General features: G+C 62.2%; 18 protein-coding genes and 1 pseudogene. 6 read left to right on the forward strand and 13 right to left on the reverse strand.

The features are described 5' to 3' along the window. Positions 1 to 93: 93 nt before the first annotated feature. The 3 genes and pseudogenes from ACVJGD_RS16385 to ACVJGD_RS16395 form a co-directional block, all read right to left on the reverse strand. Positions 94 to 552 (reverse strand): annotated as a pseudogene (locus ACVJGD_RS16385) ((2Fe-2S)-binding protein); the annotation flags it as partial. After that, complete coding sequence (locus tag ACVJGD_RS16390; protein WP_456635306.1) at positions 549 to 1,445, reverse strand: FAD binding domain-containing protein; 897 nt, start codon at positions 1,443 to 1,445, stop codon at positions 549 to 551. The pseudogene ACVJGD_RS16385 and the gene ACVJGD_RS16390, both read right to left, overlap by 4 nt. A gap of 52 nt (positions 1,446 to 1,497) precedes the next feature. Continuing rightward, entirely contained in the window at positions 1,498 to 1,821 is a 324-nt protein-coding gene (locus ACVJGD_RS16395; RefSeq protein WP_456635307.1) for an NIPSNAP family protein, read from the reverse strand. A gap of 245 nt (positions 1,822 to 2,066) precedes the next feature. Between ACVJGD_RS16395 and ACVJGD_RS16400 the strand changes: the two genes are divergently transcribed. The 3 genes from ACVJGD_RS16400 to ACVJGD_RS16410 are packed head-to-tail and all read left to right on the forward strand — an operon-like array spanning position 2,067 to position 4,713. Next, positions 2,067 to 3,452 (forward strand): aminotransferase-like domain-containing protein, encoded by a 1,386-nt coding sequence (locus tag ACVJGD_RS16400; RefSeq protein WP_456635308.1) that lies wholly within the window; start codon positions 2,067 to 2,069, stop codon positions 3,450 to 3,452. 49 nt (positions 3,453 to 3,501) lie between these two features. Further along, the gene (locus ACVJGD_RS16405) at positions 3,502 to 3,720 is read left to right on the forward strand and encodes a hypothetical protein (protein WP_456635309.1); all 219 of its coding nucleotides are present in this window, start codon (positions 3,502 to 3,504) and stop codon (positions 3,718 to 3,720) included. Between the two features lie 15 nt (positions 3,721 to 3,735). After that, complete coding sequence (locus tag ACVJGD_RS16410) at positions 3,736 to 4,713, forward strand: LysR family transcriptional regulator (protein WP_456635310.1); 978 nt, start codon at positions 3,736 to 3,738, stop codon at positions 4,711 to 4,713. Positions 4,714 to 4,748: 35 nt separating this feature from the next. Here ACVJGD_RS16410 and ACVJGD_RS16415 read toward each other — a convergent pair whose 3' ends face one another. Then, a complete protein-coding gene (locus ACVJGD_RS16415) occupies positions 4,749 to 5,933 on the reverse strand; it encodes an ABC transporter substrate-binding protein (protein ID WP_456635311.1) in 1,185 nt (394 codons plus the stop codon). A gap of 220 nt (positions 5,934 to 6,153) precedes the next feature. Here ACVJGD_RS16415 and ACVJGD_RS16420 point away from each other — a divergent pair, with 220 nt between their 5' ends. Then, positions 6,154 to 6,747 (forward strand): MarR family winged helix-turn-helix transcriptional regulator, encoded by a 594-nt coding sequence (locus ACVJGD_RS16420; protein WP_456635312.1) that lies wholly within the window; start codon positions 6,154 to 6,156, stop codon positions 6,745 to 6,747. Here ACVJGD_RS16420 and ACVJGD_RS16425 read toward each other — a convergent pair. Genes ACVJGD_RS16425 through ACVJGD_RS16435 form a run of 3 tightly spaced genes read right to left on the reverse strand, consistent with a single transcriptional unit; the run spans position 6,744 to position 9,628 of the window. Further along, positions 6,744 to 7,991, reverse strand: coding sequence for an NAD(P)/FAD-dependent oxidoreductase (locus tag ACVJGD_RS16425; RefSeq protein WP_456635313.1), 1,248 nt, complete (start codon positions 7,989 to 7,991; stop codon positions 6,744 to 6,746). The two genes, ACVJGD_RS16420 and ACVJGD_RS16425, sit on opposite strands and share 4 nt — an antisense overlap. After that, complete coding sequence (locus tag ACVJGD_RS16430; RefSeq protein WP_456635314.1) at positions 7,988 to 8,350, reverse strand: Rieske (2Fe-2S) protein; 363 nt, start codon at positions 8,348 to 8,350, stop codon at positions 7,988 to 7,990. The genes ACVJGD_RS16425 and ACVJGD_RS16430 overlap by 4 nt, the downstream gene beginning before the upstream one ends. Positions 8,351 to 8,404: 54 nt before the next feature. Further along, positions 8,405 to 9,628, reverse strand: coding sequence for a Rieske 2Fe-2S domain-containing protein (locus ACVJGD_RS16435; RefSeq protein ID WP_456635315.1), 1,224 nt, complete (start codon positions 9,626 to 9,628; stop codon positions 8,405 to 8,407). A 104-nt stretch (positions 9,629 to 9,732) separates the two neighbouring features. Between ACVJGD_RS16435 and ACVJGD_RS16440 the strand changes: the two genes are divergently transcribed. Beyond that, entirely contained in the window at positions 9,733 to 10,608 is an 876-nt protein-coding gene (locus ACVJGD_RS16440) for an SDR family NAD(P)-dependent oxidoreductase (RefSeq protein ID WP_456635316.1), read from the forward strand. Positions 10,609 to 10,645: 37 nt separating this feature from the next. After that, positions 10,646 to 11,140, forward strand: coding sequence for a cupin domain-containing protein (locus ACVJGD_RS16445; protein ID WP_456640272.1), 495 nt, complete (start codon positions 10,646 to 10,648; stop codon positions 11,138 to 11,140). A 35-nt stretch (positions 11,141 to 11,175) separates the two neighbouring features. Here ACVJGD_RS16445 and ACVJGD_RS16450 read toward each other — a convergent pair whose 3' ends face one another. From ACVJGD_RS16450 to groEL, 6 genes are all read right to left on the reverse strand, one after another. Then, positions 11,176 to 11,358: a hypothetical protein gene (locus ACVJGD_RS16450; RefSeq protein ID WP_456635317.1), complete on the reverse strand. Its 183-nt coding sequence runs from the start codon at positions 11,356 to 11,358 to the stop codon at positions 11,176 to 11,178. A gap of 71 nt (positions 11,359 to 11,429) precedes the next feature. Continuing rightward, entirely contained in the window at positions 11,430 to 12,545 is a 1,116-nt protein-coding gene (locus ACVJGD_RS16455) for a WD40 repeat domain-containing protein (RefSeq protein WP_456635318.1), read from the reverse strand. A 31-nt stretch (positions 12,546 to 12,576) separates the two neighbouring features. After that, positions 12,577 to 13,026 carry a hypothetical protein gene (locus tag ACVJGD_RS16460; protein WP_456635319.1) on the reverse strand — a complete coding sequence of 150 codons (450 nt, stop codon included), beginning with the start codon at positions 13,024 to 13,026 and terminating at the stop codon, positions 12,577 to 12,579. A gap of 14 nt (positions 13,027 to 13,040) precedes the next feature. After that, positions 13,041 to 15,083: a sigma-54-dependent Fis family transcriptional regulator gene (locus tag ACVJGD_RS16465; RefSeq protein WP_456635320.1), complete on the reverse strand. Its 2,043-nt coding sequence runs from the start codon at positions 15,081 to 15,083 to the stop codon at positions 13,041 to 13,043. Positions 15,084 to 15,204: 121 nt separating this feature from the next. Continuing rightward, a complete protein-coding gene (locus ACVJGD_RS16470; protein ID WP_456635321.1) occupies positions 15,205 to 15,699 on the reverse strand; it encodes a hypothetical protein in 495 nt (164 codons plus the stop codon). Positions 15,700 to 15,880: 181 nt separating this feature from the next. Beyond that, on the reverse strand, positions 15,881 to 17,512 hold the full coding sequence (gene groEL, locus ACVJGD_RS16475) for a chaperonin GroEL (protein ID WP_456635322.1): 1,632 nt from the start codon (positions 17,510 to 17,512) through the stop codon (positions 15,881 to 15,883). Positions 17,513 to 17,600 lie beyond the last annotated feature (88 nt).

Consider the following 17,600-nt stretch of genomic DNA (forward strand, 5'->3'; position numbering starts at 1 on the left):
ACCTTCTTGCGGCGCGTCGGTTTCGGCCGAAGGATCGACATGCGGCTGATTAGCGCCCAACCCTTTCAAACCTCGCGGGGTATTGGCCTTGCGCAGACGCTCACCGGCGAACTCGATGGCTTCGACGATCTGCCCGTATCCGGTGCAGCGACAGATATTGCCGGAAATCGCCTCGACGATTTCTTCGCGGGTCGGTTCAGTCGTACGCTGCAGCAGCGCATGTCCGGCCAAGATCATTCCCGGCGTGCAGTAGCCGCATTGCAGACCATGGGTCTCACAAAACGCATCCTGTACGACGCTGAGTTCCCCGGGGGCGGGCGCCAGGCCCTCGATCGTGGTGATCTCGTAGCCATCCGCCTGAACAGCAAACATCAGGCATGAACGCACTGGCTCGCCGTCGAGCAGCACCGTACACGCGCCACAGACGCCGTGTTCGCAACCTGCGTGGCTTCCGACCAGCGCCAGATCTTCCCTGATCGCATCCAGCAGTGTCTTGCGCGGCTCGACGTCGGCAGAACACAGGCGACCATTGACCTTGAGAGTCACCTTCATTGGGTCGTTCCACGGTTCGACTGGGTTGCACCAGAGCGCGCATCTGTCATCGCATCCTCCAGAGCACGGACGCCAAGAGTAACAGCGACGCGCATGCGATAAGCGGCCGAGACATGAAGATCCGACGACGGCTCCAGAACAGTGGCCGCTTCAGCGACGACATCCTTCAACTTGGCAGTGCCGGCCGCTTCACCCACCAGCTTCGCGACATCGAGACGCACGGCGCGATCACCAACTCCGCCGATGCCAAGCGCCGCCGCGATGCACTTTCCGTCGTCATTGAGCGCAACCTGCGCGGCCGCGGCAACGAAAGCGAAATCCGACTTGCGCGCACTTACTTCATGGAATGCGGTGCCGACCCGCGCATGTCGCCAGATCGGAAATCGCACCGCGGTCACGCAATCTCCCGGCATAACCGACGTCAGCATCGGACCGATGAAGAAATCATCGGCCGGCATGCTGTTCACGCCATCGGGATTGGTGATTTCGATCTCAGCACCCAACGTCACCGCGACCAGCGGGATTTCTGCCGACGGATCGGCATTGGCGACCGAACCACCGACCGTCCCGCGATTGCGTGTCGGCGGATGGCCCACCCAGGGCAGCGCCTTTGAGAGCAGCGGCGTCGATTGCGTCGCCAGAGCACTTCGCTCGACCTGGACCTGACGCGTCGTCGCGCCGATCACGAGGACGTCGCCCTCGACACGAATTCCATTGAGCTCAGGCAGGCGATAGATATCGATGAGCTTCGCAGCGCGCGCGAGCCGCATCGCCAGCATGGGAACGAGGGTCTGACCGCCCGCGATAATGCGCGCGTCCTCGTCCGCCGCGAGTATCTCACAGGCCTGAGCGACCGAATCCGGCCTGACATATTCGAAGGGGGCTGGCTTCATCGAGTGACTTCCGCGCTTGATACTCTCGCCTGCTCGGCTTCTGACGATCGTGTCACCCGAGCAGGAGACCGGCGACAGCCGGCGAAAGCACCGACACGGTCTGATTTTTCAGGAGAGGTCCGTTGCGTTCCGAGGCCACCTTGATGGCTCGCCACTCCTCATCGGCACCGAACGCCGCCCAGGCCTTGGTCCTATCGTCCTCGGAATCGAAGCGCGTCAGATATGTGAGGCGGCCATCTTCCGCGGGCGCTTCGAAGACGCCCAGCAGTTCGATGCCATGGCGAGGCAGGCGCGGCACGACGTGCTCCTTGAAGCGCGCCCGCATGGCCTCGGCCTTTCCTTCGGCCGCCTCGTAGATGCGAATTTCGTAGATCAAGGGCGCTCACTCCCGCTCGTTTTCATTCGCAGCGGGAATAAACATGCTCCATAGCAATGTCAAACTTATTCCAGTTCAATTCGTCATGTTTGATCTATTGCGACGCAACAATAAGGTAAAAAGCGCCTCTTTCGGTATAATCTTGCTCCATTCTTGGGACAGCAGTTGCAGAATCTTACGTGGAGATTGAAACAATTTACGAATTGTACTACTCGATGACCATCGTGAATACCGAGGAAAGTATCGTGCCCCAAGGATCGCCCGCCGAATGGCTACCCACGCTCGCCGACGGCAACATGCCGCGATATCTGGCGTTCGTGCACGCCCTTGAGAACGACATCGCCTCAGGGACGCTGAAGCCCGGGACTCGATTGCTGCCTCAGCGCGACATGGCGGTTCAGCTTGGATTGAGCCTCGGCACGATCTCGAAAGCCTATGCCGAGGCCGAGGCGCGCGGTCTGATCTCGGGAGAGGTTGGCCGCGGCACGTTTGTTCAAAGGCGACACCCCATCACAACAGCCAGCGGACAGACGCCGGCCTCGATGAATCTCGCGCTCAACGTCCCGCCGTCGACCGGCGAAAGCGAGGTCATTGCCAATGTTCTCGAAGAGGTTCTTTCGGACTGCGCGTTGACGCCATTGCTCGGCTATCTGCCGCATCAAGGCTTGCCACAGCATCGGGAAACCATGGCCAAATGGCTCGAGCAACTCCACATCGTGACCGACGTAGACCACCTTTTCATCACGCACGGCGGACAACATGGATTGTCGATCGCGCTCGGGATGGCCGCGTCTCCGAATGAGACCGTGCTGACCGAGCGTTTCACCTACTCCGGCATGATCGCGCTGTCAGCGATGAGCGGCTATCGTCTTCATGGCGTTGCCGGCGACATCCATGGTTTGCTGCCAGATGAACTCGATCGAGCCTTCTCGGAAACGAAGGCGCGCGTGCTGTTCTCAACGCCGACGCTGCAGACCCCGACAGGAACGGTTATGCCCCAGGAGCGCCGGCAGGAAATTGCGGAGGTCATCCGTCGGCACGACGGAATCCTGATCGAGGACGACGCTTACGCATTCCTGTTCCGCGAGCCTCCTCGCCCGATCTCGCTGCTGTTGCCGGAGCGCAGCTTCTACGTCACGAGCTTTGCGAAATGCCTCGCGCCGGGACTGCGCATCGCTACGATGATCGTGCCTGAAAAGTTCCGGGATCGCTGCATCAACGCCATGCGCGCGACGGGATGGATGGCTTCGCCGATCATGGCCGAAGTCGTCGCGCGGCTGATCCATAGCGGCGACTTGCATCGTCAGGTTCAGTTGAAGCGAGCTGAAGCGGCGCGACGCAATGCAATCGCCGACGAAGTTCTCGCCGACTGGCTTCCGGTCGTGTCGAGCACGCCAGGCTTCCATCGCTGGCTGCCCATTCCAGCCGGCCGCACGCTGATCGCCCTGGTCGCGCAGGCGGCTCAGGCGGGCATTACCCTTGCTCCTCCCGGCGCCTTGCAGCAAGTCGACCGCGGAACGCTCGGCGTGCGGATCTGCCTGGGTCATCCGGCAACGGGGGATGACCTCAAGAGAGCCTTGCTGCAGTTGAGACGCATCCTGGAGTCCGCCGAGGAGCTTTCCTTCGTTTGAACGCTCTGCTGGACCGATGCCGCCGACGGAATTGCGAGCCTGCTCGGTGATGTCGGCGCGGAGCGCTATCTACTCATCCTTTGCCGGACGCTGGCACACGCCGATCGAGATCGGCACGAGCGTCTACAAGGATCCGGCCATGGCCCACAAATGGATCGATGTGCTGGTCGACGACATGGACGCCATCCGCTCGGTTGCGTCCGCGGCGCTCCTGGCCTTAACTGGACTCGATCGCAGCAACTTATCGGGGCGCGCGATCGGCCAGTGACGGGATATCCCTATCGTGTCCGTTTCCTTCAAGACATTGGACTTGAACCTGCTCAAGGTCTTCGACGCCGTCATGGAGGAACGCAGCGTGCTGCGGGCGAGCCAGAAGGTCGCGCTGAGCCAGTCCGCCGTGAGCCACTCGCTCGCACGGCTCCGCGAGATGCTGGAAGACGACCTGTTCGTGCGCACGGCAACAGGCATGCAGCCGACGGCGCGTGCGCTGACGATGGCGCCGCAGGTTCGGGAAGCCCTGCGATCGCTCGAGGCGGCGGTCGAACTGCCGACCTTCGTTCCTGCTGTCTCCACCAAGCAGTTCACGCTGGCCGCCAACGACTTCACCACGATGGTGCTGGCGTCCCCACTCTTGAAGATACTCGGCCGCGAGGCCCCGGCGATCGACCTGATGATCAAGCCGGTGACGCGGATCGACCTTGCCGAGCAGATCGATCTTGGCCGCATCGACGTCGCCATCGGCGTCTTCTCGGTCCCGCCGAGCCGCTTCCGCACGGCGCTGCTGTTCGAATATGACGATGTGCTGATCGTCGGCGGAAAGCGCAAGCTCGGCCGGCTCGACAAGGCGAAGCTGGCGCGCTTGCCGCTGGTCGTTATCTCCTTTGGCGGCGAGCAGGAGGGCGCGATCGGCGGCTTCATCTCCGAGCGAGGTCTCGCCAGGCGCTCGGAAATGTACGACCGCGCCGCGCTCGAGCGGGCGCTCGCCGAAAGCGACCGGCCGCCGCGAATCGCGGTTTCGTTGCCGCATTTTCTTGCCCTGCCCGCCCTGCTCGTTGATTCCGAACTCGCGGCGATCGTTCCGCGTCCATTGGCGAGAGCACTTGAGCAAACGCATGCGATCACGACCTGCGAGCTGCCTTACACCACGACGCCCGTCGAGGTCCGGCTGCTGTGGCACGAACGTGTCGAAGGCGAGCCATCGCACGAATGGCTTCACGAAATCCTCCGGCGCGCGACCGAGAACCTCAGACGCGGGCGCTAGCTGATGGCATGCCCCGCGCCAGCGATTGTGCGCACCTATCTGGCTGCCATGATGCCGGAGAGCGGCACCCAGCGCTCGCCGTCGAAGCGTTGCGGCCGGAGCGATTTGATCAGGCGATAGTCGTCCGGCGTCGTGTTGACGGTGATGCCCGGAATCAGGCCCGGAAGCGTTACGTTCTTCAGTGCCGTGGCATGCTTCAGGATGTTCTGCGGCGTAACGTCATCGCCACAGGCTTCGATCACCTTGGTCATGAGAACGGCGACGTTCCATCCGGTGAAGTTGAGCTGATCCTCGATGTCTCCCTCGGGATAGTATTTCTTCATAAAGGCCAGCCACTCCAAATAGGCGGGATCGTTGGCCCACTCGGGATCGCCCACGGTTTTTGTCGGCGTGGCCGAAATCGCGCCCTTCGCATTTTCGAGCCCTGCCGGCTTGAGGATGGTCGCAACGAAGTTGCTGCCGATCGGCAGGAACTGTTGTGCGCGCCATCCAAGTTCACTCGCCTTGCGGATCGCCTGCGAGGTGAACTTGCCGGTCGACGCGTTCAGGAAGACATTGGCGTTGCTGCTGGCCAGCGACACGACCTGTGAATCAACGGTCGGCGACGTGACCTCGTAAGGTGCGGTAGCAACGATCTCGGCCTGCGAACCGAGCCGCCCCAGCTCGGCCTTGAAGCTGCGAAGATATTCGCGTCCATAGTCATCGTTTTGGTAAAGCACCGCGACGCGCGCCTGCGGAATGGTCTCGGAAACGAGTCGCGCGTAGATCGCCGCTTCGGTGCTGAACAGGGTCATTCCCGAGATGGTGTATGGGCTGGTTTTCGGATCGGCGAAACGGTCGCTGGCGGCGAAGACAAAAAGCTGAGGTACTTTGCGGCCGTTCAGATACTTCTGGACGGCCGCGTTCTGGGCCGTCCCCATGCTGCCGAAGATCGCAACGACCTCATCATTCTCGACCAACCTGCGTGTCTGTTCGACGGCCTTCGGTGGGCTATAGCCGTCGTCGAGCGAGATCAGCTTGATCCTGCGGCCGTTGATCCCGCCGCGTTCATTGATCATCTGGAAATAGCGTGTCTGGACCTTGCCGACCGAACTCAGCGCCGAGGCCGGCCCGCTATAGGGCATCGTCTGCCCGAGGATCAGCTCGCCTTCAGCCGCCTTGGGTGCGCCAGGCGCGGCCAGTAAAGCCGCGACAGAAAGTATTGCGCCAAGTCCCCGCATGTGACCTCCCTATGTCTATTTCTTACTCGGAATATTCTTCCAAGGAAGATATTTGTCAACATCGGACCGACGCGTCAGATGGCTGCCGCATCGGGTCCCGCAGGCGGACCTTGGACCAATACCAGGAACTTGCCGCGCGACACCTGAATTCGAGGGTGTTAGATTGTGCCAGGGCATGATGCCGGCGCCTCTGGTGCCGAATTAACGGGGATAGGAAGGAATGAGGAAAAAGAGCGTGTCGCGCGGTGCCGAGCCGGTCACCAAACAAGCGCCAAGACCCGACGGCACCCTGTACGACGACATCGAAGCCGCCTGGCTTGAGCAACGCCCCGACCTCGACCTGGCCACCGCCTGCACGCTGTTGCGGCTGGAGCGCGTCAACCAGCTTCACGAAAAGCGGCTGCAGGAAATATCAAAAACCGTCGGCCTGCAGACCGGCGAGCTCTACGTCCTGTTGGCGCTCAGGCGCTCGGGAAAGCCGTACGAATTGCGTCCAACCGACCTGTTCCGCGCCCTGCTCGTCACCTCCGGCGCCATGAGCAAGCGGGTGGCGCGGCTCCAGGAAGGAGGCTTCATCCTCCGCGTCTCGGCGAACGATGATGGCCGCTCCGAGCTGGTCCGCCTGACCGCGAAGGGCCTTGCGACCGCCGACCGCGGTATTACCGAGATCGCGAGAGTCGTGGACAGCGTGACCGAAGCGAGCGGGCTGACCAAGGCCGAGATCGCGATGCTCGACCGGTGCCTGCGCAAGCTGTTGGCTGTGAAAACCGTGAAGGCGACGAAGAAGATGGGCCGGCTTGCCGCGGCGAGCTAGGGAGACGACACCATAGCCCTTTCGCCCGCCTTCAGCAGCGATTTGATATCGAACGAGCTGTCTGCCGCCTGGGCCGGCGTCGGCGAGATATCCGCTGCGATGAGGCGCCGCGCCGCCATCTGATCACCCGGTCTGTTGATGCTGTCGGCGGCGATCAATCTTCCCTGCCTGTAGTGGAACACAGAGAACCTGCCCTCCTCGATCGAGCCACGGGTCACCATCTGGTCGCTGCGCCCGGAGTGCCCGACGATCTGTAGTTTGAGGCTGTACTGATCCGACCAGAACCTCGGGACGCTGTTGTATGGCTCATGGCTTTCCGCGATGGCGAGCCCCGCCGCCCTGCCCTGGTCCTGGGCGTGCTGGACCGATTCCAGCCTGATCCAGCCTTCCGCGAACCGATTGTAATGATTAGCGCAGTCGCCAGCGGCGTAAACGCCAGGGATTTCGGTGCTGCCGTGCTCATTCACGACGATTCCATTGGAGCATTTCAGCCCGGCGGCACTGGCGAGTTCATCGTTCGCGATTCCGCCAATGCCTACGACGACGAGATCGGAACGCAGACGGGCGCCGCTGCTCAGACCAACCTCGGCGATTCTGCCAGCATCACCGGTCATCGCTATGACGGTCTCGCCGAGCCTCACATCGACGCCCGCCTGCACATGGGCACGGAGCAGGAAGCGCGAGACAATCGGCGAGACGGCCCGCTCAAGCAGCCGTGACGCAGCCTCAACCACCGTAACCTTCTTGCCGAGCTTCGCCGCCGAGGAGGCGACCTCAAGTCCAATGAACCCACCGCCGACGATGACGATCTCGCTCGCCTGCCCCAGTCGCGTCTTGAGATCGCTGGCGTCGGCGACCGATCGGAGATAGCAAACCCCGTCGAGTTCGGCGCCGGGTACCAATATCCGCCGCGCCCGCGATCCGGTGGCGATCACGAGCCTGCCGAAGTCCAGTCGGCTGCCGCCCGCCAGCACGACGTGTTTGCCTTGCCGGTCAATCTCCACTGCCCGTTGGCCCCGAACCAGGTCGATCCGCTTGTCCTTGAAGAACGCATCGTCCCGCAGGATCAGATTCTGCTCGCCGATGTCGTTGAGGAGAAAATTCTTCGACAGCGGCGGTCGCTGATACGGGAGCGATTTCTCGTCGCCGACGACGATCACCGGTTCGGCATAGCCGGCATCACGGGCACTGAGTGCCGCCTGAACACCAGCATAGGATGCCCCGATGACAACAAGCCCGCTCACGATTTGACGTCCACCGCGTCGTCGCGAACATCCTCATTCGCAGCCTCGCCGTCGAGATGCACGTAAACTTCGCCATCGCGGATCTCGACCTTGAATGACCTGATATCCTTGTAGGTTCCTGATCGGCATCTGCCGTCGCGTACGTCGAACATCGCACCATGCAGCGGGCATTCGACGACATGTCCTTCGAGAAACCCGGTGGAAAGCAGCGCGAACGCGTGCGAGCAGACGTCGTCCGTTGCGAAGATATCGTCGTCGACCTTGTAGAGAGCGACGCGCCGGTCGCCGATCTTGAAGCCCAATGGCTCCCCTTCGGGCAGCTTCGCGGCGGCGCATACGTGTTTCCAGGTCATGGCCATGACGTCTCCTGAGCGGGGGAATGGACGCGGACAGGAATCCCACATCCGATTCAATCAGCGGGGAATCTGTCGCCAGTCCTCGGAGGCGGAAGTCAGCCGGCCGCCGACCGCGCGGATGTCCTTGTAGGACATGCTGTCGCTCTGGGCGCTCTTGGGAGGCTTGCCGCTCATGAAGCCGCGTACTTCCTCAAGCAATTGGCGGCGCACCCTGACGATCGCCTGGTCTGCCGAACAGAGATATTCCTGCGAACGGTCGACGATCGGGCCCATGCTGACCATCACCACGAAATCCTCGATGACGATCTCGTGGAAACCGGTGCTGTTGCCGGCATCCATGATCTGGCGATTCTGCCCCCAATTGTTGGTTTGATCGCCCGGAAGGCCACCGGCCATCGGCCACTGATTGGCCCGCTGCACCTTACGCCAGGAATCCACTGGCTTCTCAGGATTATAGAAGATGTACCACTGGATCAGGTTCTCATCGTCGATCGGCACTGCGATGATCGCGGTACGATCCTGCTGCGGGCCGGAATAGATCGGTGCGATCAATCCGTAATAGGGCATCACGAACTCCGTGACGCGCGCGAGGCATGATCCGTCGGGGCCGGATCGAAGCGCAGCGGCACGAAAGCCGTACGGCTTCTTCTCGAACTGGTAGCTGACTTCGGTATTGACCCGCGTTGCTCCGAAATCGGTCGCCGAGCTCGCGGTCCAGCTCTGGTGCAACAGCGCGACATGCGAGGAATCGATGGTCGCCTCGACACCCTGCAGCCAGTTTGCGTTGAGCTCAATGCCGGCCGCATAGACTTGATCCGGTGGCAGATCCATCCATTCGAAGTCCGGCGCGGGGGGCGCCGTTCCTTCGCCGAGCCAGACCCAGATCAGCCCCGCTCCTTCCCGCGTCGGATAGGATTTCACCTTGACTGTCCTTGCGAATTCCTTCGGGTTGTTGGGTTCATTGGGAACGTCGAGCACCTCCCCGCTGGCGCTGATCTTCCAGCCGTGGAACAGGCAGGTCAGCGAGCAATCTCCGACACGCGCGAGCGCAAGCGAGGCCCCCCTGTGCGGGCAGGCTTCGTCGAGGAAGCCGACGGTCCCGTCCCGGCCTCTGAACGCGACGAAGTTGCGGCCGAACAGCTTGACGCGGACGGGCGCCTCGCCCTTGCGCACCCGGACCGAGAGGACGGCCGGCAACCAATAATGCTGACGCAGCATTCGCCCCATCGGCGCGTCACCCGTGACGCGGCACAGCAATTCATTCTCTTCCCTCGTGACCATAGCGAGACATCCCTGATTGACGCGTTTGATTATCTCCGCCTATTATCTTCTCAGGAAGATTTTTGTCAATGTACCTTCCTAGGAAGAAAATTCAAGGGGATGATATGGTCGAGCGACGCCTGAGGGATTGTGTTGCGTTGGTGACGGGCGGAAGCCGCGGAGTCGGAAAGGGAGTGGCCATAGGACTGGCCGAGGCCGGGGCGACGGTGATCGTCACCGCACGCACGCGCAGCAGCGGCGGCTCGGAATGGCCGGGTTCTCTCGACGAGACCATCTCGGCAATCGACGAAGCCGGCGGCAAGGGCCTCGGCCTCCTCTGCGATCATTCCGACGACGGTTCGGTGAGGGACGTCTTCGACCTGATCCGGCGTGACCACGGTCGGCTCGATGTCCTCGTGAACAACGTGTTTGCGGCGCCGAACGTCATGCCGGTCAACGTTCCCTTCTGGCAGATTCCAACATCGCTGTGGGACACCCTGCATCGTGTCGGCCTGCGCTCGCACTTTGTCTGCAGCCAGTTCGCTGTCCCGCTGATGCTGCCGCAAAAAAGCGGCCTGATCGTCAATACGTCGTCCGGCGGCGGCGTCCGCTACACATTCAACGTCCCGTTCGGCGTACAGAAGTCGGGAGTAGACCGGATGGCCCGAGACATGGCGCATGAACTCAAGCCTTTTGGCATTTCCGCCGTCTCGATCTGGCCTGGATATATCAAAAGCGAGAAGCTCGCGGCCCAACCCGATCGTGTGCCGGCGGCACTTGCCAAGCTCATCGCCGAGAGAGGCGAGACACCGGTCTTCGTCGGGCGCGCGATCGCTGCGTTGGCCGCTGACCCCGATGTGATCGCCAAGACCGGGCAGATCCTGCTCGCCTCCGAACTGGCGACTGAATACGGCTTCACCGATGTCGACGGGAAAATCCCGCCTCCGCCGAGCCGCGATCCCGCTCCGCTTTCGGTATTCAAGCCGACCGCAGCAACTTGAGATCAAACAGGAGAGGCCAATGAGCATTGCACTGGGAATGATGACGCCGCTCGCGGCCCGGGACTGGCGACGGCTGTCGCTGGCTATCGTTACGGGTTTCGCCTGCGCGGTGGCGATCGCGAGAACATTGCCGATGGCGATGGACGCGATATCGACAATCCCGGCGCCGCTATGCGCCGACAATGCCTCGTCCGGCTCATCGCTCAACAAGGTCGAGGTGATCACCTCGCACGCCTTGCCGAATGTACCCGGCAAGAGGGTAACGGTGGTCCGCGTTACCTACGGACCGGGCGGCTTTACTCCGCCGCACCGCCATGGGGGCTCGGTGACGGCCTACATCACAAAGGGCCAGGTCCGATCACAGCTCAAGGGTGGCCCGCTGGAGACATTCGAGGTCGGACAGTCGTTCTTTGAGCCGCCAGGCGCGACGCATCTCGTTTCCGCTAATGCAAGCAACACCGAGCCGGCCGAACTGGTTGCCGTCTTCGTTGCTGACGAGGGCGCGGAGTTGACGACCCTTCTCGACCGGTAGCGGAAAACAACAACCGGAAAGGGGACACGTCGACGTCACTGCGTTGCCGCGCTTCGCTCGAAGGGCTTGTTCTCGGCAATGAACCTTGCGGCCAGAACCAGAGCGCCCATCGAGAACTCCTTTCCATGCGCGGCGATCATTCGCTCGGAAAGTTCCGCCAACTCCTTGAAGAACTGATCTTTGCTTTCGGCGTCGTTTGGCGATCGAGTGGCTGTCATGATCTCCCTCCTGATGATCGCGGCAAGGCCCGCAGCCCGGAGTCGGATCAGGCTGTTCGAACCGGGTCCGGCTATTTGAAAATGTGCGGGGGAAACGTCACGATCGCCGCCTCCCCGTCGCTTGTTCCGAATGCAAGATGCTGACCGTCGCGGGACCATTGCAAGGCGCAGACGGTGCCCCGACCGGGCGGTTTGACGACCAGTTCGTCTGGCCCTCCGATCCTGGCGACAACGACCATGCCGTCGCCGTAACCTGCTGCGACCAGCTGGCGCTCCGGGTGCACATCCACCGCCTCGACGAGGACGAATCTGGCGCGACCGGTCGCGAGGCTGATCGGCCGTTCGCTTGCGTCGTTGAGGCTGGAAACGTCCCATGCGATCATCCGATAGGCCCCGCTCGTAACAAGAACGCGAGAGTCTGCACTCCACGAAAGAGACGCAACGCTCGCAGGATAGGCGGGAATCCGAACGATCCGCGCATCGGCAAGGCGCACCAACGCGATGCCTGTTTTTGCGACGGAAATGGCCAACCAGCTTCCGTCGGGGCTCCATGACAAGGTTGAGATTGAGCCCAACTCGAATGAAGCCGCCGGCTCGGGTCGTGGCCCGAAGGCACGAATGAGCAGAAAGCCGTCGACCGCCATCGCAAAGCGCCGACTATCCCGTGACACGGCTATTGCCGATGCATTCCCTCCCCTGCGCTCCTGGAGCCAGCCGACGTCACCATTGCAATCATAAGATATGACCGACCCGCCAGAAGCAGCGAGGATGCCTCCCCCCTGCACCGGGGCGACGAGATCGACTGGGGAATCATGGTTCGCGGCTAGCTGCGTGACACCGGATGACGAGACGCTGAGCAGTCGGCTACAATCACTTGCGATAAAGCCCGATGTCCCGAGCGCGGCGAGATGAAACCTGGCATCGCTGATTGCGACTTTCATCAACGGTGGCACCGGTTTCCGTCGCGGTGAAATCGTCGCCCGGCCCCCGTCGAGCGCGATACGACAGCGATCTTGCGGCGGCTCGATGTCAGTCACGGGAGCTATCGCCAACGCACCATCTGCAAGCGCGAACGCAACCACCTGTCCCGACGCGTCGAACGCCGTTCCTGTAACGGGCGCACCCACCGTCCAGCGCCGTCCAAGCAATTCATAGAGCGTTACGGTCTCTACTTCCATCGTGTCCATCGACCGCCTCACTTTTCGGATCGGCGCCATTTCATGCGTCCGTCTCGATTTGGACCAGGATACGCTTGAGGCCCCCGACATCAGATACGAAGTGTTGCTGCGCATCATTGATGTGAGATCGCAGCGAGTCCCACAGATCGACTCTCAGCAACCGCGCCGGATCGCCGGCCATCGTCTCGAGGGCCTGCAGGCCGAACTGATGCCGCAAGCCAATACCCTTCAGGACGAAATCCGTCAGCTCGCGCGCATGCGTTTCGACGAAGGGACGCAATAGCGGATGTGCGCCGTAACCGACGTCGCGCTTTGCGAGTTCGGTCTCGATGAACACGATGAAATGCCGAACCAGGAGATTTTGGCTCTCGCCGATCAGGTGCACCATGAAGGTTACGTCGCTGTCCGCGCGTGCAAGGATCTGCGACGCTAGCGTAGCCGCGGCGACCGGATCTTCTTCACCCTTCTGTTCGTCCCAGACAGTCGCCATGCCTGACCTTGTCCTTAAGTCCGCGAACGGTATTGATGCAATTTGCGATACAGCGTGGCGCGCGAAAGCCCCAGCTTTTCCGCGGCAGCGGCAATATTGCCGCCAGCGTTTGCAACGGCTCTCTCGATGGCACGACGCTCCATTTCGTCGAAGCGCGCAATCTCGTCGCCTCCCAACGCTGGGCCATGCTCCGCCGGCAAGCGCGCCTGAAGTGGCTGAGCCGCCGCTTCCCGGAAATCCTCCGGCAAGTCCCTGGGAGTGACGATGCCGGTGAGCGTCATCAGCACAAGGTTCTCGATCAGATTGCGCAGCTCGCGAACGTTGCCCGGCCAGCTATAGCGCCGCAGCAATTCCATCGTGGCCGCTTCGAAACGCAGCGGTTCGGTGCTGTAGGTCGCAGCGAACTGTCTGTTGAAATGATCGATCAATATCTCGACATCGCCCGAGCGCTCGCGGAGTGGCGGGATGATGAACTTGACGACACCGATCCGGAAATACAGGTCCTTCCGGAAACGTCCCTCCGCCACTTCCTGCTTCAGATTCCGATTGGTCGAGGCTACGAGCCGGACGTCCACCGGACGCGGCTTGCTGTCACCGAGCCGGTATACCACACGCTCCTCAAGCACACGGAGCAGATAGGGCTGCAGATCCAGCGGCAGCTCGCCGATCTCGTCGAGGCTGAGCACGCCGCCATTGGCAAATTCAAACCGTCCAGGCCTGCCTTCGCGCGTGGCGCCGGTGAAGGCTCCCGGCGCATGCCCGAACAATTCACCGCCGAGAAGCTCTTTCGATACCGCACCGCAATTGAAGGCAACGAAGGGCTCCTTGCCTGTCTTCTGGCTGGCCGCGTGAACCAGACGGGCAAACAGTTCCTTGCCGACACCCGTCTCACCCTCCAGCAGGATCGCGGTCCGGCCGAGCGCAGCCCGCTCAACTTTGTCGACCGTCTCCAGCAATGCTTCACTGCAGCCGACAATGGCTTCCTTGGCCGACATGAGTGCCGCGTGGGCTGCCGGCGACATCTGGGATGCGGCAAAATTCACGCGCGGCCTCGATGCAAGCACCAGCATCGCGCCCTTCACCACCCCGTCGACCACCAATGGCTCGATGCGCTGCTCGCGCAGTTCCTCGGGCGGCTCATTGGCCAGATCTTTCACCAAGAATCCATCACTGCCTGCGAAAAGCTGTGCGCCAAGGCTCAAGTCCCGCGACTGCGCAATCCGCCGCCAGCGAACGGACGCCATATCGTTGTGATGAACCACCCTGCCGAACCGATCGAGAATGACAACTCCGTCAGCGCTGTTCATCCCCGGCATGCGAGAAATGCTGGCCTCGAGCAACTGCATTCTCTCGATGCGGATCTTCTCCGAGAGCGCGAGCTCGATGTGATTGGCCGCGACCACCGCCAACGCCACATTATGCCGGTGAAAGATCGCCTGGGGTCCGGAAAAATCGACAATGCCGATAATGCTGCCGTCGATCGGGCTACGAATGGGGCTGCCGACACAGGTCCATGCCTTGATGCCTTCGGAAAAATGCTCCGCCGCATGGACATGAACCGGTTTGCCTGTGACGAGCGCCGTGCCGATGCCATTGGTGCCGGTGACCGTCTCGCCCCACGCGGCGCCGACTTCCAGGCGAATATCGTGCCCTGCATCGATCGTCCGCTGATCGCCTCCGACGTCCAGCACAACGCCGTTCCTGTCGGTGATGACGACCATCGTGGCCGCGTCGCCAAGTACCTCCGCGACGCGGCGGAAAGTCTCCGCGCTCGAACCAAGCAAGTCGTCATTCTTCAGACGCAGCTCATAGAGATCATCCGGCGAGGCGACGAGATTGCTGCCCTTGCAGTGAGCATTGACGCCGGACTGGACACTCCGCTGCCATGATTCCTCGATGACGCCGCGGACCGGCGCGTTCTCGCGCCTGAGGTCTCCGAATGTCAGAAAGTTTTCCCACGCCCTGTTGGTCTCTCCCTCATCGTACGGCCGCCCCTGCTCCGCATCCGTGGCGCCAGGCACCTTGTAGCCTTCCAGGGAAAACGGCGGCTTGGCCATGAGCGTTTCCGTCAGCATTGGAGCACCATACGTACGTTGGCAAACAGCAACCCGATCGGCAGAAACGACCTGAACCAGACCTGACCGGGATCGTCTTCCCCACAGGCCCAGCTCATGGAGATCATTCGACGCCTTTGGCGATCGCATCCAACCCGAGACGGCCCGCGATGGCCTGTTCCAGCCGCTCCTCGGACACCTCGTCGGGCACGCTCACTCCCTCAAGATCGGCGAGGACCTTGCAGAGCTTCTCATCCAGCGGATCGAACAGTCCGTTCTCGCGCGTCGCCAGAGCGAAATATCGCGATTGGCCCTTTCCGCGCAGTTCGCCGACAAAATGGAGCTGCCGCCCCGAGGAGAGATCAGCGATAACGACACGGCCGTTAAGACTGATCCGCACATAGGGTTCCATCTCTTTGGGGCGGCCTGGCGGCGTAGACCAGAGCTTGCCTGACGGCTGGGGCTGCGGAGAAGGTGCGGGATTGCGCAATTCCTGCCAGCGCCCGGCCGTCAGATGATTGGCGATCGCGTCGATCTTCGTGCGGTTCTTCTGAATGAAGTCCTTCGCCGTCACCTCTTCCCGGTGCGGACCATCGCGCTTGGAAATGATGTGGATCATGTTTTCCTCCCGCCCCGGTCGGTCGGAGGGCCGTGGAGGCTTGTGCACTGCCTCCTTCGGCTCACGCCGGAGCTTCTTGAGATTGTAGCCCGTTCTCGATCGTTGTCACCGTCCAATCATTCGACCACGAAGGTCTGGATCGTTAGACGGCGCGGCGGAACACGGAACGCGTACGCATGCCTCATGCGCGCCCAAGCTTCTCTGCCCCACCGCCCAGTGCCGGTCCCTGTGTCGGATCGATGTACTCCGGCACGTCCGCAACAAGCGTGTTGGTGGTGAGCACCAGCGTGGCGACGGACGCCGCGTTTCGAAGCGCGGTATAGGTCACCCGGACGGGATCGACGATGCCGGCTGAAACCATGTCGATGAAGACTCCGTTGGCGGCGTCGAATCCGACGCCCGCCGGCGCGCTCACCAGGTCGGCCACGACCTTCTCGGCATCGTGACCTGCATTCCGGGCAATGAAAGCGGCGGGACGGGATAGCGTTTCGCGCACCAGCTTGACGCCCTCGCCCAGGTCGCCGTTGACGTTGCCGAGCGTGCGCGCGACCACTGGCGCGCACTGCGCCAAAGCGGTGCCGCCGCCCGGCACGATGCCCTCCTCGGCCGCGGCACGAGCCGCACTGAGCGCATCGTCGATCAACTGGATCATGCGTTTCTGCTCGACCGGCGTGACGCCGCCCGCAAGAATCACGGCCGTCCCGCCTGAGAGCTTCGCCAGCCGCTCCTTGAGCTTGTCCTGTTCGATGTTCGGCGGTGCCAGGTCGTGTTGCCTGGCCACCTGCTGGCGCCGCGCCGCGATCGCGGCTTCGTCGCCGCCGCCGCGAATGACCACCGTTTCGCGCGCACTGGCCCGAACCTGCCGCGCGGTGCCGAGATCGGCAAGACTGGCTTCTTCCAGCTTGCCGCCGAGTTCGCGCGCGATGACCCGTCCCCCGGTTATGATGGCGAGATCGTCCATCATCGCCTTGCGCCAGTGGCCATAATTGGGCGGATTGACCACCAGGACCTTGCCTCGGTTGCCATCGCCAAGCAGCGTCACGACGACGTCCGGCGCAATCTCCTCAGCGACGATGACAAGCGGTCGCCCGGTCGAGGCGACCGTCGCGCGCACCGCCGACAGCTCGCTCGGCGCTCTGATCTTCAGGTCGGTCAGGAGGATGTAGGGCTGCTCCAGCACCACTTCCATCTTCTCGACATCCGTCACCATGTGGTGGGAAATGTAACCGCGGTCAAACGACATGCCTTCGACGACTTCGAGCGTCGTGCTGGTCGTCAGCCCGTAATCGGAACTGATGATGCCGTTCTTGCCGACGCGCTCGACCGCCTCAGCGACCAGACCGCCCAGATGAGAGTCAGTTGACGCAATCGTCGCCACCGCTTGCAGCGTCTTGCGATCCGATACAGCAACTGCAGAACTTTTCAGGGTCTCGACAACGACTTCGACGGCCCGGTCTATCCCCTTGCAGAGATCGACGGCCTTGGCGCCGCGTTCCAGGGCGGCAACGCCGCCTTGAATCAGGCCGTTTGCGAGCACCATCGCCGTCGTCGTACCGTCGCCGGCGACTTCGTTGGTCTGCATCGAGACCTCGCGCACCACCTGTGCGCCCATGTTCTCGAAACGGTCAGGCAATTCGATTTCGGAGGCGATGGTGACACCATCGCGCGACACGATGGGCGTGCCGATCGGCCTGTCGACCATCGCGTTCATGCCCTTGGGACCGAGGGTCGATTCGACGGCGGCGGCAAGCTTCTGCACTCCGCGCGCGAGCGCGCGGCGCGCTTCTATGTCATGCAACAGAACTTTCGGCATCGCGTTTCACTCCCACGTGGCTGTCTGTTTTTGTCGGGTCGGGCGGATTTTTCTGACCGCTCCGGTTGCTGGCACTTGCAAGCGCTAG

This window comes from Bradyrhizobium sp. USDA 10063 (assembly GCF_054063735.1).

What these genes read in the sequence shown, in the direction of transcription:
- ACVJGD_RS16455 (WP_456635318.1), bottom strand. Translation starts at nt 12,545, where the DNA reads ATGGACACGATGGAAGTAGAGACCGTAACGCTCTATGAATTGCTTGGA.
- ACVJGD_RS16405 (WP_456635309.1), top strand. Translation starts at nt 3,502, where the DNA reads ATGTCGGCGCGGAGCGCTATCTACTCATCCTTTGCCGGACGCTGGCAC.
- ACVJGD_RS16440 (WP_456635316.1), top strand. Translation starts at nt 9,733, where the DNA reads ATGGTCGAGCGACGCCTGAGGGATTGTGTTGCGTTGGTGACGGGCGGA.
- ACVJGD_RS16445 (WP_456640272.1), top strand. Translation starts at nt 10,646, where the DNA reads ATGATGACGCCGCTCGCGGCCCGGGACTGGCGACGGCTGTCGCTGGCT.
- ACVJGD_RS16390 (WP_456635306.1), bottom strand. Translation starts at nt 1,445, where the DNA reads ATGAAGCCAGCCCCCTTCGAATATGTCAGGCCGGATTCGGTCGCTCAG.
- ACVJGD_RS16450 (WP_456635317.1), bottom strand. Translation starts at nt 11,358, where the DNA reads ATGACAGCCACTCGATCGCCAAACGACGCCGAAAGCAAAGATCAGTTC.
- ACVJGD_RS16465 (WP_456635320.1), bottom strand. Translation starts at nt 15,083, where the DNA reads ATGGCCAAGCCGCCGTTTTCCCTGGAAGGCTACAAGGTGCCTGGCGCC.
- ACVJGD_RS16435 (WP_456635315.1), bottom strand. Translation starts at nt 9,628, where the DNA reads ATGGTCACGAGGGAAGAGAATGAATTGCTGTGCCGCGTCACGGGTGAC.
- ACVJGD_RS16470 (WP_456635321.1), bottom strand. Translation starts at nt 15,699, where the DNA reads ATGATCCACATCATTTCCAAGCGCGATGGTCCGCACCGGGAAGAGGTG.
- ACVJGD_RS16460 (WP_456635319.1), bottom strand. Translation starts at nt 13,026, where the DNA reads ATGGCGACTGTCTGGGACGAACAGAAGGGTGAAGAAGATCCGGTCGCC.
- ACVJGD_RS16415 (WP_456635311.1), bottom strand. Translation starts at nt 5,933, where the DNA reads ATGCGGGGACTTGGCGCAATACTTTCTGTCGCGGCTTTACTGGCCGCG.
- groEL (WP_456635322.1), bottom strand. Translation starts at nt 17,512, where the DNA reads ATGCCGAAAGTTCTGTTGCATGACATAGAAGCGCGCCGCGCGCTCGCG.
- ACVJGD_RS16430 (WP_456635314.1), bottom strand. Translation starts at nt 8,350, where the DNA reads ATGGCCATGACCTGGAAACACGTATGCGCCGCCGCGAAGCTGCCCGAA.
- ACVJGD_RS16420 (WP_456635312.1), top strand. Translation starts at nt 6,154, where the DNA reads ATGAGGAAAAAGAGCGTGTCGCGCGGTGCCGAGCCGGTCACCAAACAA.